We start from the raw sequence: 15,289 nt of genomic DNA, 5'->3' as shown, positions 1-15,289 counted from the left end.
CGCTGCCTTATTTAATTTCAGGAATAAGACGGAAAACTTTTCCGATCGTTAATATTCCGATGGCAATACGCTGAACGCCCCGTCATGCGGGCGCTTGAGCCTAAATAGGCATAGCCAGTGCATGTCATGCGTCGCACTGGTGCAGGCAATGCACTACGCCCAATCAATTTGAAACAATTTGTTTCAACCCACCCCGAGTGCTAGGGCATACCCCTAATATCAGTCGAAATCGAACCTTTCAATTTAGAAAGAATGCGACTGCGCCATTTCGCTCGATATTTATTTGTCTTGATCAAAAAGGAGTCCTCATGAACCGCCCCAAGAGCATGCTGGTTGCCAACATTGCCTGGGCCCGCGAGACGCGCGAACACACGCCCGGCTTCTTCGACGCGCTCGCACGCGGCCAGAATCCGCGCGTACTGTGGATCGGCTGCGCCGACAGCCGCGTGCCGGCCGAGACCATCACGCACTGCGCGCCCGGCGAGCTGTTCGTCCATCGCAACATCGCGAACCTGTTCCACCCGGACGACGACAATTCCGCCAGCGTGCTCGAGTACGCGGTGCGGGTGTTGAAGGTCGACCACGTGATCGTGTGCGGGCACTACGGGTGCGGCGGCGTGCGCGCATCGCTGCTGCCGCCGCCTGCCGACCTGCCGCACGTCGCGCGCCGCATCGCGCCGCTCTGCGCGCTCGCGCGGCGCCATCGCGATACGCTCGACGGGCTCGACGACATGGCTGCCGCCGATCGCCTCGCCGAGCTGAACGTGCTCGAACAGGTGCGGCTGCTGCGTGCGTCGCCGATCGTGCGCGGGCGCGAACGGCCGCCGCTCGTGCACGGCTGGATCTTCTCGCTCGCCGACGGCCACCTGAAGGAACTCGATTCCGGCTATGCGCCATCGCCGGCCGAAGCCGAAGCCGAGCCCGAGCCTGCCGCGACCGCCGTCGCGCTCGGTTGACCCGCGCCCCGCCCTCCATGTCAACGAAATCACCCCAATCATGAAACTGAACGAGCGCCTGTCCACCTTGCCGCGCGACATCGTCGCCGGCATCGTCGTTTTTCTCGTCGCGCTGCCGCTCTGCCTCGGCATCGCCAACGCCTCCGGCGTCGAACCGTTCGCCGGGCTCGTATCGGGCATCGTCGGCGGCATCGTCGTCGCGCTGCTGAGCGGCTCGTCCCTGTCCGTCAGCGGGCCGGCCGCCGGCCTCGTCGTGATCGTCGTCGAAGGGATCGCGCAACTGGGCAGCTTCTCCGCGTTCCTGCTCGCGGTGCTGCTGTCCGGCGTGCTGCAGTTCGGGTTCGGCATGCTGCGCGCCGGCCGCTTCGCCGCCTACGTGCCGTCGCCCGTCATCAAGGGCATGCTCGCCGCGATCGGCCTGCTGCTGATCGTGAAGCAGCTTCCGTTCGCATTTGGCATCGGCGGCCCGGCCGCGCAATCGTTTGCGAATTGGCTGCATTTGCCGACCGCATGGGCCGCCACGGCGATCGCACTCGTGTCGCTGGCGCTGCTGATCGCGTGGGACACGCCGGCGCTCAAGCGCTTCGCGTGGGTACGCTCGGTACCCGCCCCGCTCGCGGTCGTCGTGCTCGGCATCGGCGCGACGCTCGTGCTCGGCATGGTCGCTCCGGCAGCCGCACCGGGCGCCGCCCATCGCGTCACGCTGCCCGAGTTCGACTCGTTTGCGGCGCTCGCGGCATCGCTCAAGCATGCGGAACTCGGCCCGAACTTCGCGCAACTGCTGAATCCGGACGTATGGCGCGTGGCGATCACGCTTGCGGTCGTCGCGAGCCTCGAGACGCTGCTGTGCCTCGAGGCGGTCGAACAGATCGATCCGAAGCGACGTCCGACGCAGCCCGATCGCGAGCTGAAGGCACAGGGCGTCGGCAACCTTGTCGCGGGCGCCGTCGGCGGCCTGCCGATCACGTCGGTGATCGTGCGTAGTTCGGCCAACGTCAACGCCGGCGCGCAAAGCCGGATGTCCGCGATCGTGCACGGGATCCTGCTGCTCGCGAGCGTGTTTGCGCTCACCGGCCTGATCAACCTGATCCCGCTCGCGAGCCTGGCCGCGATCCTGATCCACACCGGCATGAAGCTCGCGAAACCGGCGCTGTTCCGCTCGGTCATGAAGCAAGGCCCGGCCGCGTTCGCGCCGTTCGCGGCGACGATCGTCGGCGTGCTGGCGGTCGACCTGCTGTTCGGCATCGCGCTCGGCCTCGCGTGCAGCGTGCTGGCCGTCGCCGTCGCGAACCTGAAGAGCCCCGTCACGCTCGCGCAGCACGACGACCACTTCCTGCTGTCGTTCCGCAAGGACGTGTCGTTTCTGGGCAAGGTGCAGGTCAAGCACCACCTGCGACACATTCCGGACCGGGCGGCCGTGATCATCGACGCAACCCGCGCAGACTACATCGACCACGACGTGCTCGAGCTGCTCGACGCGTTCGTCGCCGATGCGCCGCGGCGCGGGATCGCGGTCGAGTTCCGCCGGCGCAACCCCGCGCCGCGCGCGGCCGCCCGCCGCTGGCTGTTCCGCGCGCCGGCCGCCGAATGAGCGGCCAATGAAAACAAACGCCCCGGCGGCGCAGGGCCGCACGGGGCGTTTCGAGGCTGCGTCCTGCGCGGCGCTTACGAGCGCTGCGGATTGACCTTGTCGTCCTTCGAGTGCAGCTTGTTCAGCGCGGAAATGTACGCCTTCGCGGACGCGGCGACGATATCCGGATCGGTGCCGACGCCGTTGACGATCCGCCCGCTCTTCGACAGCCGAACCGTCACTTCGCCCTGCGCCTGCGTGCCGGTCGTGATCGCGTTCACCGAGTACAGCAGCAGCTCGGAGCCGCTGCCGACTTCACCTTCGATCGCATTGAACGTCGCATCGACCGGGCCGTTGCCGCGCGCCTCGCCGGTCACTTCCTTGCCCTCGACCGCGAACACGACCTTCGCCTGCGGCTGCTCGCCCGTTTCCGAACGCTGCGACAGCGACACGAACTTGAAGTGCTCCTGCTCCTGCGCGAGCGCCGATTCCTCGGACACGATCGCGATGATGTCCTCATCGAAGATCTCCGCCTTGCGGTCGGCCAGATCCTTGAAGCGCATGAACGCGGCATTCAGTTCGGCTTCGCTGTCGAGCGATACGCCGAGCTCCTGCAGCCGCTGCTTGAACGCGTTGCGGCCCGACAGCTTGCCGAGCACGATCTTGTTCGCGGTCCAGCCCACGTCTTCCGCGCGCATGATCTCGTAGGTGTCGCGCGCCTTCAGCACGCCGTCCTGGTGAATGCCCGACGCGTGCGCGAACGCGTTCGCGCCGACCACCGCCTTGTTCGGCTGCACGACGAAGCCGGTGATCTGCGACACGAGCTTCGACGTCGGCACGATCTGCGTCGTGTCGATGCCGACGTCGAGACCGAAGTAGTCCTTGCGGGTCTTCACGGCCATCACGATTTCTTCGAGCGACGTGTTGCCCGCGCGCTCGCCCAGACCGTTGATCGTGCATTCGACCTGACGCGCGCCGCCGATCTTCACGCCGGCGAGCGAGTTCGCGACCGCCATCCCGAGGTCGTTATGGCAGTGCACCGAGAAGATCGCCTTGTCCGAGTTCGGAATGCGTTCGCGCAGCGTCTTCACGAGGTTGCCGTAGAGCTCCGGCACGCCGTAGCCGACCGTGTCGGCGATATTGATCGTCGTCGCGCCTTCGGCGATCACGGCTTCCAGCACGCGGCACAGGAAATCCATGTCCGAGCGGCTGCCGTCTTCCGGCGAGAACTCGACGTTGTCGGTGAACTTGCGCGCGAAACGCACGGCGAGGCGCGCCTGCTCGAACACTTGATCCGGCGTCATCCGCAGCTTCTTCTCCATGTGCAGCGGCGACGTCGCGATGAACGTGTGGATCCGGAAGCTGTTGGCGGGCTTCAGCGCGTCGGCCGCGCGCTGGATGTCCTTGTCGTTGGCGCGCGCCAGCGAGCAGATCGTGCTGTCCTTCACGAGCCCGGCGATCGTGTGGATCGCGTCGAAATCGCCGTTCGAGCTCGCGGCGAAGCCGGCCTCGATCACGTCGACCTTCATCCGCTCGAGGTGCTTCGCGATGCGGATTTTCTCTTCTTTCGTCATCGACGCGCCGGGCGATTGCTCGCCGTCACGCAACGTCGTATCGAAAATGATCAGCTTGTCTGTCATGGGGGGCTCCAGGGCTCTTTTATACGGAAGTCAAACGTAACGAGATCGCGCCACCGCTGGCGACGCTCAACAACAGACGAGGCTTGACGGGGGGCGAGAACGGTCAGCGCGGCAGGCGCGCCAAAGCTAGCGCGCGTAGCGGCGCACCGGCTAGAAGGAGGGAGAGGCGGGGAAATACAGTCATGCCAAAGACTATAGCGACATTCCGTTGACCGCGCAATCGGACGGCACCCGGGAATCGACACGGCCGGCCCGAAAAAAGGGGCAAATGAAAACGGCGGCCCCGAGGCCGCCGTTTCCGGGCAAATCGCGTGTCGGCGTCAGTGCTCGCGCTGCGACGAGCGCGCCGGGTTCGCCCGCCCGCGCACGGCCATGTAGGCCCAGAACACGTAGCCGGACAGCCCGTACAGCACGAACAGGCAGAACAGCATCAGCGGCGGATCGGACGACACCAGCACGAACGCGACGACGACCAGCAGGATCGCCGCGAACGGCACGCGGTGGCGCACGTCGAGCGCCTTGCCGCTGTAGAACGGCGCGTTCGACACCATCGTCACACCCGCGTAGATCGTCAGCACGAACGCGACCCACGGCAGCCAGCCGAGCTTCATCGGCACGCGGTTGTCTGTCGCGAGCCACACGAAGCCCGCGATCAGCGCGGCCGCGGCCGGGCTCGGCAGCCCCTGGAAGAAGCGCTTGTCGACCACGCCGATGTTCGTGTTGAAGCGCGCAAGGCGCAGCGCGGCGCCCGAGCAATAGACGAACGCGGCGAGCCAGCCCCAGCGGCCGAGATCCTTCAGCACCCACTCGTACATCACGAGCGCGGGCGCGACGCCGAACGACACCATGTCCGACAGGCTGTCGAATTGCTCGCCGAACGCACTCTGCGTATGCGTCATGCGCGCGACGCGCCCGTCCATCCCGTCGAGCACCATCGCGACGAAAATCGCGATCGCGGCGATCTCGAAGCGCACGTTCATTGCCTGCACGACCGCGAAGAAGCCGCAGAACAGCGCGGCGGTCGTGAATGCATTCGGCAGCAGGTAGATGCCGCGCGTCTTCAGGAACCGCTGGCGCGCGGCGCGGCGGCTCTCGATGGGCGCCGAATCCGGCGCCATCACCTTGTTGCGGCGGAACGGGCGTGGCGTCTGGCCGGCGCCGTTGCGCGGCCGACGCGGTTTGAATGCGGCCATCGTGCGCCCCGCCGCTTACTGTTCGAGCTCGGCGAGGATCGTCGACGACGCGTAGACCTTCTCGCCGATCGACACCTTCGCGCGGCTGCCGAGCGGCAGGTACACGTCGACGCGCGAACCGAAGCGGATGAACCCGTAGCGCTGGCCGCGCGACAGCGGCTCGCCGGCACGGACGTAGCAGAGAATCCGGCGGGCGATCAGGCCGGCGATCTGCACCGAGGTGACCGTCTTGCCGCTCGCCGTCTGGATCACGACCGCATTGCGCTCGTTCTCGGTCGACGCCTTGTCGATCGCCGCGTTCAGGAACGCGCCGGGGAAGTATTCGACCTTGCTGATCGCGCCATCGACCGGCGAACGCTGCGAATGAACATTGAAGACATTCATGAACACGCTGATCTTCAGCGCTTCGCGGTTCGCGTACGGATCCTGCGCGGTCTCGACCGCGACGATGCGGCCGTCCGCCGGACACAGCACCGCGTTCGGCTGCGCCGGGATCGGGCGCTGCGGATCGCGGAAGAACTGGACGACGAAGACGAGCAGCAGCCAGAACGGCCACGCGAAGCCGAAGCCCCCGACGGCATGGATCAACAGCGCGATGACGGCTGCAATCGCGATGAACGGCCAGCCTTCGCGCGCGATGATCGGATGAGGATAGTTCATGGATTCGTTCTGTGTTCGGTGAATTGCAAAGCATGTAGCATAGCAAAAGCCGCCCGGGGCACTGCTGCCTTCGGACGGCTTTTTGATGCCGACCCTCCATTCGAAGGGCCGGAACGGCACGGCGCGCTTAGTTCTTCGTCTGGTCGACGAGCTTGTTCTTCGCGATCCACGGCATCATCGCGCGCAGCTTCGCACCGACCTGCTCGATCTGGTGCTCGGCCGTCAGGCGGCGGCGCGACTGCAGCGTCGGGGCGCCCGCCTTGTTCTCGAGAATGAAGCTCTTCGCGTACTCGCCCGTCTGGATGTCGGTCAGGCACTGCTTCATCGCCTTCTTCGTCTCTTCCGTGACGACGCGCGGGCCCGTCACGTACTCGCCGTATTCGGCGTTGTTCGAGATCGAGTAGTTCATGTTCGCGATGCCGCCTTCGTAGATCAGGTCGACGATCAGCTTCAGTTCGTGCAGGCACTCGAAGTACGCCATTTCCGGCGCGTAGCCGGCTTCGACCAGCGTCTCGAAACCGGCCTTGATCAGCTCGACGGTACCGCCGCACAGCACGGCCTGCTCGCCGAACAGGTCGGTTTCGGTTTCTTCACGGAAGTTCGTCTCGATGATGCCGGCACGGCCGCCGCCGTTCGCCGCCGCATACGACAGCGCGATGTCGCGCGCCGCGCCCGACTTGTTCTGCGCCACCGCGATCAGGTGCGGCACGCCGCCACCTTGCGAGTACGTGCCGCGCACGGTGTGGCCCGGCGCCTTCGGCGCGATCATGATCACGTCGAGGTCGGCGCGCGGGATCACCTGGCCGTAGTGGACGTTGAAGCCGTGCGCGAACGCGAGCGCCGCGCCCTGCTTGATGTTCGCGTGCACTTCCTTCGCGTACACGTCGGCGATCTGCTCGTCCGGCAGCAGCATCATGACGACGTCCGCGCCCTTCACCGCTTCGGCGACTTCCTTGACCGACAGGCCGGCGTTCTCGGCCTTGCTCCACGACGCGCCGCCCTTGCGCAGGCCGACCGTCACGTTCACGCCGCTGTCCTTCAGGTTCAGCGCGTGTGCATGGCCTTGCGAGCCGTAGCCGATGATCGTGACTTGCTTGCCCTTGATGAGGGAGAGGTCGGCGTCTTTGTCGTAGAAAACGTTCATGATGGTTCCTTCGCTAATTCAAAAATTCAACAATTCGTTCGGATGGAGTACTGCGGGCCGGGACATGACGGCGCACCCGGCGTCGGCATCACACCTTGAGGATGCGCTCGCCGCGCCCGATGCCTGAGCTGCCGGTGCGCACGGTCTCGAGGATCGCGCCCGCGTCCAGCCCCTGGATGAATGCGTCGAGCTTGTCGCTCGCGCCCGTCAATTCGATCGTGTAGGTCTTCTCGGTCACGTCGATGATGCGGCCGCGGAAAATATCCGACATCCGCTTCATTTCTTCGCGCTCCTTGCCCACTGCACGTACCTTGATCAGCATCAGCTCGCGTTCGATGTGTGCACCGTCGGTCAGGTCCACCACTTTCACCACCTCGATCAGGCGGTTCAGATGCTTCGTGATCTGTTCGATCACGTCGTCGGAGCCGATGGAAACGATGGTGAGCCGCGACAGCGATTGGTCTTCGGTCGGCGCCACCGTCAAGGTTTCAATGTTGTAGCCGCGTGCGGAAAACAGGCCGACCACGCGCGACAGCGCGCCCGGTTCGTTCTCCAGCAGGACGGAAATGATGTGTCTCATGTTCGCTTCTTCCAGAATGTGCCGTGTCGATTCACTCGCGCCGCGCGCCGCCGCGTGCCGCACCGCCCTTCGTGAAGGCGGCCGCATCGGGCCCGAGCGCGCGTCGCGCCGTTACAGATCTTCCGATCCGAGCAGCATCTCGGTGATGCCCTTGCCGGCCTGTACCATCGGCCAGACGTTTTCGGTCGGATCGGTCTGGAAGTCGAGAAACACGGTGCGGTCCTTCAGGCGCAGCGCTTCCTTCAGCGCCGGCTCCACATCCGAAGTCTTTTCGATCCGCATGCCGACGTGGCCGTACGCTTCGGCGAGCTTCACGAAGTCAGGCAGCGCATCCATGTACGAATGCGAATAGCGCTTGCTGTATTCGATCTGCTGCCACTGGCGGACCATGCCGAGATAGCGGTTGTTCAGCGAAATGATCTTCACGGGCGTGTCGTACTGCAGGCAGGTCGACAGTTCCTGGATGCACATCTGGATCGAGCCTTCGCCCGTGATGCACAGCACGTCGTCGTCCGGATGGGCCATCTTCACGCCCATCGCCGCCGGCAGGCCGAAGCCCATCGTGCCGAGGCCGCCGGAGTTGATCCAGCGACGCGGCTTGTTGAAACGGTAGAACTGCGCGGCCCACATCTGGTGCTGGCCGACGTCCGAGCACACGAACGCATTGCCGTCCGTCAGCTCCCACGCCTTCTCGACCACGTACTGCGGCTTGATGATCTCGCTTTCGCGGTCGTACTTCAGGCAGTCCTTCGCGCGCCAGCCCTCGATGTCCTTCCACCATTGCGCGAGCGCCTCGGTGTCGGGGCCGTGCTCGGCCGTCTGCAGTTGCTCGATCAGTTCCTTCAGCACTTCCTTCACGTCGCCGACGATCGGGATGTCGACCTTCACGCGCTTCGAGATCGACGACGGGTCGATGTCGATGTGAATGATCTTGCGCGGGCGCGACGCGAAGTGCGCCGGGTCGCCGATCACGCGGTCGTCGAAGCGGGCGCCGATCGCGATCAGCACGTCGCAATGCTGCATCGCCATGTTCGCTTCGTAGGTGCCGTGCATGCCGAGCATGCCGAGGAATTTCCTGTCCGACGCGCGATAGCCGCCGAGGCCCATCAGCGTGTTCGTGACCGGGTAGCCGAGCAGGTCCGCGAACTGGTTCAGCTCACGCGACGCGTCGGCGAGGATGATGCCGCCACCCGTGTAGATGTACGGACGCTTGGCCGACAGCAGCAGCGACACGGCCTTGCGGATCTGGCCCGAATGGCCCTTCGTGACGGGGTTGTACGAACGCAGCGACACGCTCTTGATCGGCTCGTACTGGCACGGCGTCTTCGAGATGTCCTTCGGGATGTCGATCAGCACGGGGCCTGGACGGCCGGTGCGGGCGATATAGAACGCCTTCTTGACGGTTTCCGCGAGGTCGCGCACGTCCTTCACGAGGAAGTTGTGCTTCACGCACGGACGCGTGATGCCGACGGTGTCGCATTCCTGGAAGGCATCCTGGCCGATCGCGGCCGTCGGCACCTGGCCGCTGATCACGACCATCGGGATCGAATCCATGTAGGCCGTCGCGATGCCGGTCACCGCGTTGGTGACACCGGGGCCCGACGTCACGAGACAGACGCCGACATTGCCGGTGGAGCGCGCATACGCATCGGCTGCGTGCACGGCCGCCTGTTCATGGCGCACCAGCACGTGCTGAATCTTGTCCTGCTTGTACAGCTCGTCGTAGATATAGAGAACCGAGCCGCCGGGGTAGCCCCAGATGAATTCGACGTTTTCGTCGGCCAGTGCCTTCATGAGCACGGTGCCGCCGATGGAGTCGCTATCGGGAGGGGAAAGGGGTTCCGACGTGGAGAATTCCGCGCTGGGCATGTTCATTTCGACCTTTCGAATTTTCGGCAAAAAATTGATCGGGTGCTCTCTGCCGGGCTTGTGGCTCGGGTTCAAGCGGCGCGTCCAGTTTGAAGGGCGGGCTTCTTGGGCCAGCCTCAAATGAGACCATCACTTCATGTTGCGAATCGCTGACGATAGCGGGTCGTGATTGGCTCGTCAAGAAAAATATCCCGCAGCGCATCATGCGCGCCGCCCGGCGCCCGACCGGCGCGGTTGGCGCGCAACGTGCGGCGCCCGATCCGGTGCCAAGTCGCATGAAAATTTGATAGCATCCGCGGGTTTTACGAAATTTTTCGACCTTTTTCACCACGCAGCGGGCCGCAGCGCATACCTTCACGGAATGGCATCAGACAAGGAACTCGCCGACTTTCTGGCGGGCGTCGAAAGGCGCGCGTTCAAGCAGGCTGCGTACGCCGTGCGTGACGACGATGCATCGCTCGACATCGTGCAGGACGCGATGATCAAGCTCGCGGAAAAGTACGGCGACCGGCCGGCGGCCGAGCTGCCGCTGCTCTTTCAGCGGATCCTGCAGAACGCGATCCACGACTGGTTCCGGCGGCAGAAGGTCCGCAACACGTGGGTCACGCTGTTCTCGTCGCTGAACAGCACCGACGACGAAGACTTCGACCCGCTCGAAACGCTCGAATCCGCGGACGACAACGCGGGCGTCGAGAGCAGCGAGCACCGCCTCGAACGAGAGCAGGTTCTGGCCCTGATCGACGAAGAAATCCAGAAGCTTCCGGCGCGTCAACGGGAAGCGTTCCTGATGCGTTATTGGGAAGATATGGATGTCGCCGAGACTGCCGCCGCAATGGGGTGCTCCGAGGGCAGCGTCAAGACGCACTGCTCGCGGGCCACTCACACGCTGGCGCAAGCGCTCAAGGCCAAAGGAATCACGCTATGAGCTCCGCAAACCGAGAACACGAATTCGCGCTGAAGGTGCGCCGCGCGCTGGACGAGCGCGCGGCCGCGCTGCCTGCCGCGACCACCGATCGGCTGGCCGTCGCCCGTCGGGCGGCGCTCGCGCGCAAGAAGCCCGAAGCCGCGAGCGCGCCGGTGTTCGTGCCGGCCTTCGCCGGCGCGGCCGGCGCCTACGGCTCGACGCCCGCGAACCGCCCGCCGGCCGGCCGCCCGTCCGCGTCGTTCGCCCGTCGCCTGCTGCGCGCATGGCCGCTCGCGCTGCTGCTGGCGGGGCTCGTCGGCATCGCGTACTGGGAAGACATGCAGCGCACCGCCGAGCTCGCCGACATCGACGCGGCGATGCTCAGCGACGACCTGCCGCTCAACGCGTATCTCGACCACGGATTCAACGCGTATCTGTCGCGCGCTCACTGACAGACAATAACGAGGGGATCGCACGGGTGAGTCAGAAGCGCGGCCTGGCCGTATTTTTCGGATGCGTGATCGCGATCGCCGTTTCCTACGTCGCCACGTATTCCCGATTCCACCCGGCCCCGGCGACGGCGCCCGTCGCGACCACCAGCCCCGCCGCGCCGGCGTCGGCCGCGACCGGGCTGACCACCGACCTCCCCCCGCTGCCCCTGCCGCTGCCGGCCGCCACCGGCCCGCTGTCGTGGGCGCGCCTCACGCCGGCCCAGCACGCGGCCCTCGCCCCGTTCGCCGACCAGTGGGACGGCTTCAGCGACGCCCGCAAACGAAAATGGCTGAAGATCGCATCACGTTTCGCGAAGTTGTCGCCGGATGACCAGAAGCGCCTGCAGGAACGGATGACCGAATGGGCGAAGATGACGCCCGAGCAACGCCGCGTCGCGCGCGAGAACTACCAGAGCGCGAAGGAGTTGTCGGCGCAGGCGCGCGAGCGCGCATGGAAGGCCTACCAGCAGCTCCCCGAGGAGCAGAAGGAACGGCTGGCCGCCGCCGAGCGCCGCCGCAGGCCGAGTGTCGTCAGCGCGCCGCCGACCGTCGCCGACCGCGACGTCCGCCGCCTCGTCAATGCGCACGAACATCCGGCCAGCGGCGCGGCCGCCGCCCCGGCGCCCGCCTCGGCCAGCGCAGCCGCGCTGCCGGCGCCTGCATCGTCGACGGCCGGCGCCGCATCCGCACCGCCTGCCGTGGCGCCGGTGTCGCCGGCCGACGCGCCGTCGCTGTTCAAGGGCTCCTGAGCGGCCGTGGCGAAGGTCCGCGCGCCCGAGCCCCCGGCCGCCGCGCCGTCCGTACGGCGGCGCCTCGCCGCGCTGCTCTACGAAGGCGTGCTGCTGTTCGGCGTCGTATTCTTCGCCGGGCTCGCGTTCAGCCTCGCGACGCAGCAACGCAACGGCCTCGTCCATCACAACCTGCTTGCCGCGTGGATCGCGCTCGTCGTCGGCGCGTATTTCGTGTGGTTCTGGACGCACGGCGGCCAGACGCTGCCGATGAAAACCTGGCGGCTGCGGCTCGAATCGTCGAGCGGCCGGCCGCTGAGCGCCGGCCACGCGCTCGTCCGCTACGTGCTCGGCTGGCTGTGGTTCCTGCCGCCGCTCGCGCTGCACCCGCTCCTCGGCCTGTCGGTACCCGTCACGCTCGCGCTCACCGCCGCGTGGATCGTCGTGTGGGCCGGCGCCGCGCGGCTGCACGCTGGCCGCCAGTTCCCGCACGACCGCATCGCCCGCACGCGCGTCGTCGCCCTGCCGCGCTGACGCGCCGCATTCGGCAGACGAAAGCCGTTCGTCCGGCGCCGCTTCATCCAGCCGGGTTGGCCTGACCGGACAAGTCTCAGCCGTTCAGTGCGGCAGATTACGCAACGTCCGTTCATTCACGGCTAAACACCCTTCGACGGTCGTAATAAGAACGTCTCGTGACTGTCACGGCACAGTCACGCCCGCATGGCGGAATGCCGGTAATGTCAACCGGCGCGAGTCATGCATGGGCCAGAAAACGTCCGCGACCTCACTGTTTCGCCACCCCATCGGCGCCCGCGCCGCCACTGCGTTCCTGTCCGGCACGGGGGCAACCGACGGCGTGGCGTCCCAACAGCCGCCCGTCGCGCACACAACGCAACACGAGGATCCCGAGCCGTCCGCCCACCGCTACCGCACCATCTGGCTGTCCGACATCCACCTCGGCTCGAGCGGCTGCCAGGCGCCCTACCTGCTGGATTTCCTGCGTCACAACGACTCGGAATACCTGTACCTCGTCGGCGACATCATCGACGGCTGGCAGTTGAAGAAAGGCTGGTACTGGCCGCAGGCGCACAACGACGTCGTGCAGAAGATCCTGCGCAAGGCGCGCAAGGGCACGCAGGTCGTCTACATCCCCGGCAACCACGACGAAGGCGCGCGGCAGTTCTGCGATCTCGCGTTCGGCGACATCCAGGTGCGCGGCGAGGCGTTCCACACGACGCTCGCGGGCAAACGTTTGTGGATCGTGCACGGCGACCTGTTCGACGGCGTGATCCAGCACGCGAAATGGCTCGCCTACCTCGGCGACACGCTCTACACGCTGATCCTCGTGCTGAACCGCTGGTTCAACCGGATCCGCAGCCGGCTCGGCTTCCAGTACTGGTCGCTGTCGCAGTACCTGAAGCATCAGGTCAAGAACGCGGTCAACTTCATCTCGCAGTTCGAGACCGTGATGACCGACGAGGCGCGCCGCCGCGGCTGCGACGGCGTCGTGTGCGGCCATATCCACAAGGCGGAGATCCGCGACATCGACGGCGTGCTGTACTGCAACGACGGCGACTGGGTCGAAAGCCTGTCCGCGCTCGTCGAAACGATGGAAGGCGAACTGAAGATCGTCTACTGGACGGTGATGCGCACCGCGCCGTCGGAAGCCACGTCGCGCAAGGCCAAGGCCGCTGCCTGACACAACCCAACTTACAGGACATGCCGCGATGAAGATCATGATCGTCACCGACGCGTGGGAACCGCAGGTCAACGGCGTCGTGCGCACGCTGAAGAGCACGTCGCGCGAACTCACGGCGCTCGGCCACCGCGTCGAACTGCTCACGCCGCTGGAATTCCGCACGGTGCCCTGCCCGACCTACCCCGAGATCCGCCTGTCGATCCTGCCGTACCGCAAGCTGCGCGCACGGATCGATGCGTTCGCACCCGACGCGCTGCACATCGCGACCGAAGGCCCGCTCGGCCTCGCCGCACGGCGCTATGCGCGCGCCCGCAAGCTGCCGTATACGACCGCGTACCACACGCGCTTTCCGGAATACGTGCAGGCGCGCTTCGGCATTCCGCTCGCCGCGACCTACCGCTTCCTGCACTGGTTCCACGGCCCGTCGCTCGCGGTGATGGCGCCGACGCCGGTCGTCAAGCAGGACCTCGAGAAATTCGGCTTCACGAACGTGGTGCTGTGGACCCGCGGCGTCGATCTCGACATCTTCCGGCCGATGGAGTCGAAGGTGCTCAATACCGCGCGACCGATCTTCCTGTACGTGGGCCGCGTCGCGATCGAGAAGAACGTCGAGGCGTTCCTGCGCCTCGACCTGCCCGGCTCGAAGTGGGTCGCGGGCGAAGGCCCCGCGCTCGCGGAGCTCAAGTCGCGCTACCCGGAAGCGAACTATCTCGGCGTGCTGTCACAGACGGAGCTCGCGAAGGTGTATGCTGCGGCCGACGTGTTCGTGTTTCCGAGTCGCACCGACACGTTCGGCCTCGTGCTGCTCGAAGCCCTCGCCTGCGGCACGCCGGTGGCCGCGTATCCCGTCACGGGCCCGATCGACGTGCTCGGCGAAGGCCATGCCGGCGCGATGCACGAGGACCTGCAGGAAGCCTGCCTCGAGGCGCTGAAGATCGAACGCACGACTGCGCGCGCGTGGGCAGAACGCTTCTCGTGGCGCGCGGCATCCGAGCAGTTCGCGTCGCATCTGAAGCCGCTGCCGAAGACCGCGTACTCGCCAGCCGAAGGTGCCGCCGTTTGAAACGAGACCTGAACGACAAGATTCCGCCCCCCGCTGCGACGCCGCCACGGCACCGCCCGTTCGACGAGGAAGAGCCGCACGCCGACGCCGACGCGCACACGCACGAGCCGCTCGGCCCCGACGATCGGCTCGCGCCGCTGCCGCCGAACCCGTACAAGCGCCACCGCGGCATCACGCGCGCGTGGTTCGCGCTCAAGCATTCGCTGAACGGCTTTCGCGTCGCGATCCGCGAGGAGAGCGCGTTTCGCCAGGAGCTCACGCTCGCCGCGCTGATGCTGCCGATCGGCGCGTTCGCGCCGGTGCCGGCCGCGTCGCGCGCGCTGCTGATCGGCTCGGTGCTGCTGGTGCTGATCGTCGAGCTGCTGAACTCGAGCGTCGAAGCCGCGATCGACCGCATCTCGCTCGAGCGTCACGAACTCTCGAAGCGCGCGAAGGACCTCGGCAGCGCGGCCGTAACGGTCGCGCTGTTCGCATGCGTGACGACCTGGGGCTTCGTGCTCGGCCCGGTCGTCGCACGCTGGCTCGGCTTCTAGGGTCTGTTTACATACGGAACGCACATGCGAATGCGCGAAATCGCTCGCAGGGCAAGGAGGAAGGAGCGCCGTTTGGCCGAGCCAAACAAGTGACGCGCGACGCCGCCATGCGGGCGATTTCGCGCATTCCCCTGGAATGATTTTTTAATTTGGGGTTGCCACGAGAACGGCCGCTCGCCGCGTTGTGCTCCTTGCGAATACGTCCAGTATTCGCGGCGTCGCACGCCTCGCGAGCGGCCGTTCTCGTGGCAACGCATGT

General features: G+C 66.1%; 16 protein-coding genes. 9 read left to right on the top strand and 7 right to left on the bottom strand.

The genetic code is table 11. From position 1 onward, the window contains the following. Positions 1-308 precede the first annotated feature (308 nt). Positions 309-956 (top strand): carbonic anhydrase, encoded by a 648-nt coding sequence (locus KPB06_RS12780; protein WP_059583616.1) that lies wholly within the window; start codon positions 309-311, stop codon positions 954-956. Between the two features lie 40 nt (positions 957-996). After that, positions 997-2,547: a SulP family inorganic anion transporter gene (locus KPB06_RS12775; RefSeq protein WP_059583618.1), complete on the top strand. Its 1,551-nt coding sequence runs from the start codon at positions 997-999 to the stop codon at positions 2,545-2,547. Positions 2,548-2,621: 74 nt separating this feature from the next. On the opposite strand, the gene KPB06_RS12770 is transcribed toward KPB06_RS12775, so the two are convergent. The 6 genes from KPB06_RS12770 to KPB06_RS12745 all read right to left on the bottom strand — a co-directional run bounded on the left by KPB06_RS12770 (position 2,622) and on the right by KPB06_RS12745 (position 9,618). Continuing rightward, positions 2,622-4,166: a 2-isopropylmalate synthase gene (locus tag KPB06_RS12770; protein ID WP_059583619.1), complete on the bottom strand. Its 1,545-nt coding sequence runs from the start codon at positions 4,164-4,166 to the stop codon at positions 2,622-2,624. A gap of 320 nt (positions 4,167-4,486) precedes the next feature. After that, on the bottom strand, positions 4,487-5,359 hold the full coding sequence (pssA, locus tag KPB06_RS12765) for a CDP-diacylglycerol--serine O-phosphatidyltransferase (RefSeq protein ID WP_059583621.1): 873 nt from the start codon (positions 5,357-5,359) through the stop codon (positions 4,487-4,489). A 15-nt stretch (positions 5,360-5,374) separates the two neighbouring features. Then, the gene (locus KPB06_RS12760; RefSeq protein WP_006491035.1) at positions 5,375-6,019 is read right to left on the bottom strand and encodes a phosphatidylserine decarboxylase; all 645 of its coding nucleotides are present in this window, start codon (positions 6,017-6,019) and stop codon (positions 5,375-5,377) included. Positions 6,020-6,146: 127 nt separating this feature from the next. Next, positions 6,147-7,163 (bottom strand): ketol-acid reductoisomerase, encoded by a 1,017-nt coding sequence (gene ilvC, locus KPB06_RS12755; RefSeq protein WP_006478252.1) that lies wholly within the window; start codon positions 7,161-7,163, stop codon positions 6,147-6,149. An 88-nt stretch (positions 7,164-7,251) separates the two neighbouring features. Continuing rightward, entirely contained in the window at positions 7,252-7,743 is a 492-nt protein-coding gene (ilvN, locus tag KPB06_RS12750; RefSeq protein ID WP_006398781.1) for an acetolactate synthase small subunit, read from the bottom strand. A gap of 111 nt (positions 7,744-7,854) precedes the next feature. After that, complete coding sequence (locus KPB06_RS12745) at positions 7,855-9,618, bottom strand: acetolactate synthase 3 catalytic subunit (RefSeq protein ID WP_059583623.1); 1,764 nt, start codon at positions 9,616-9,618, stop codon at positions 7,855-7,857. A gap of 355 nt (positions 9,619-9,973) precedes the next feature. Here KPB06_RS12745 and KPB06_RS12740 point away from each other — a divergent pair, with 355 nt between their 5' ends. The 7 genes from KPB06_RS12740 (at position 9,974) to KPB06_RS12710 (ending at position 15,030) form a co-directional block, all read left to right on the top strand. Further along, a complete protein-coding gene (locus tag KPB06_RS12740) occupies positions 9,974-10,537 on the top strand; it encodes an RNA polymerase sigma factor (protein ID WP_059583625.1) in 564 nt (187 codons plus the stop codon). After that, the gene (locus KPB06_RS12735) at positions 10,534-10,968 is read left to right on the top strand and encodes a DUF3619 family protein (RefSeq protein ID WP_059583627.1); all 435 of its coding nucleotides are present in this window, start codon (positions 10,534-10,536) and stop codon (positions 10,966-10,968) included. Before KPB06_RS12740 ends, KPB06_RS12735 begins: the two co-directional genes overlap by 4 nt. 26 nt (positions 10,969-10,994) lie before the next feature. Next, complete coding sequence (locus KPB06_RS12730; RefSeq protein ID WP_059583629.1) at positions 10,995-11,756, top strand: DUF3106 domain-containing protein; 762 nt, start codon at positions 10,995-10,997, stop codon at positions 11,754-11,756. 6 nt (positions 11,757-11,762) lie between these two features. Continuing rightward, positions 11,763-12,269, top strand: a complete 507-nt coding sequence (locus KPB06_RS12725; protein WP_059583631.1) for an RDD family protein — start codon at positions 11,763-11,765, stop codon at positions 12,267-12,269. A 226-nt stretch (positions 12,270-12,495) separates the two neighbouring features. After that, positions 12,496-13,434 carry a UDP-2,3-diacylglucosamine diphosphatase gene (locus KPB06_RS12720; protein ID WP_059583633.1) on the top strand — a complete coding sequence of 313 codons (939 nt, stop codon included), beginning with the start codon at positions 12,496-12,498 and terminating at the stop codon, positions 13,432-13,434. Between the two features lie 28 nt (positions 13,435-13,462). Further along, complete coding sequence (locus KPB06_RS12715; RefSeq protein ID WP_059583634.1) at positions 13,463-14,497, top strand: glycosyltransferase family 4 protein; 1,035 nt, start codon at positions 13,463-13,465, stop codon at positions 14,495-14,497. Continuing rightward, complete coding sequence (locus tag KPB06_RS12710) at positions 14,494-15,030, top strand: diacylglycerol kinase (RefSeq protein WP_059583636.1); 537 nt, start codon at positions 14,494-14,496, stop codon at positions 15,028-15,030. The genes KPB06_RS12715 and KPB06_RS12710 overlap by 4 nt, the downstream gene beginning before the upstream one ends. On the opposite strand, the gene KPB06_RS12705 is transcribed toward KPB06_RS12710, so the two are convergent. Next, the coding region (locus KPB06_RS12705) for a hypothetical protein (protein ID WP_275920445.1) at positions 15,027-15,289 on the bottom strand (263 nt) is incomplete at its 5' end. The genes KPB06_RS12710 and KPB06_RS12705 overlap by 4 nt on opposite strands.

The sequence above is a fragment of the Burkholderia semiarida genome (assembly GCF_029268935.1).
Lineage (GTDB): Bacteria > Pseudomonadota > Gammaproteobacteria > Burkholderiales > Burkholderiaceae > Burkholderia > Burkholderia semiarida.
This window is presented reverse-complemented; position numbering and strand designations above follow the sequence as displayed.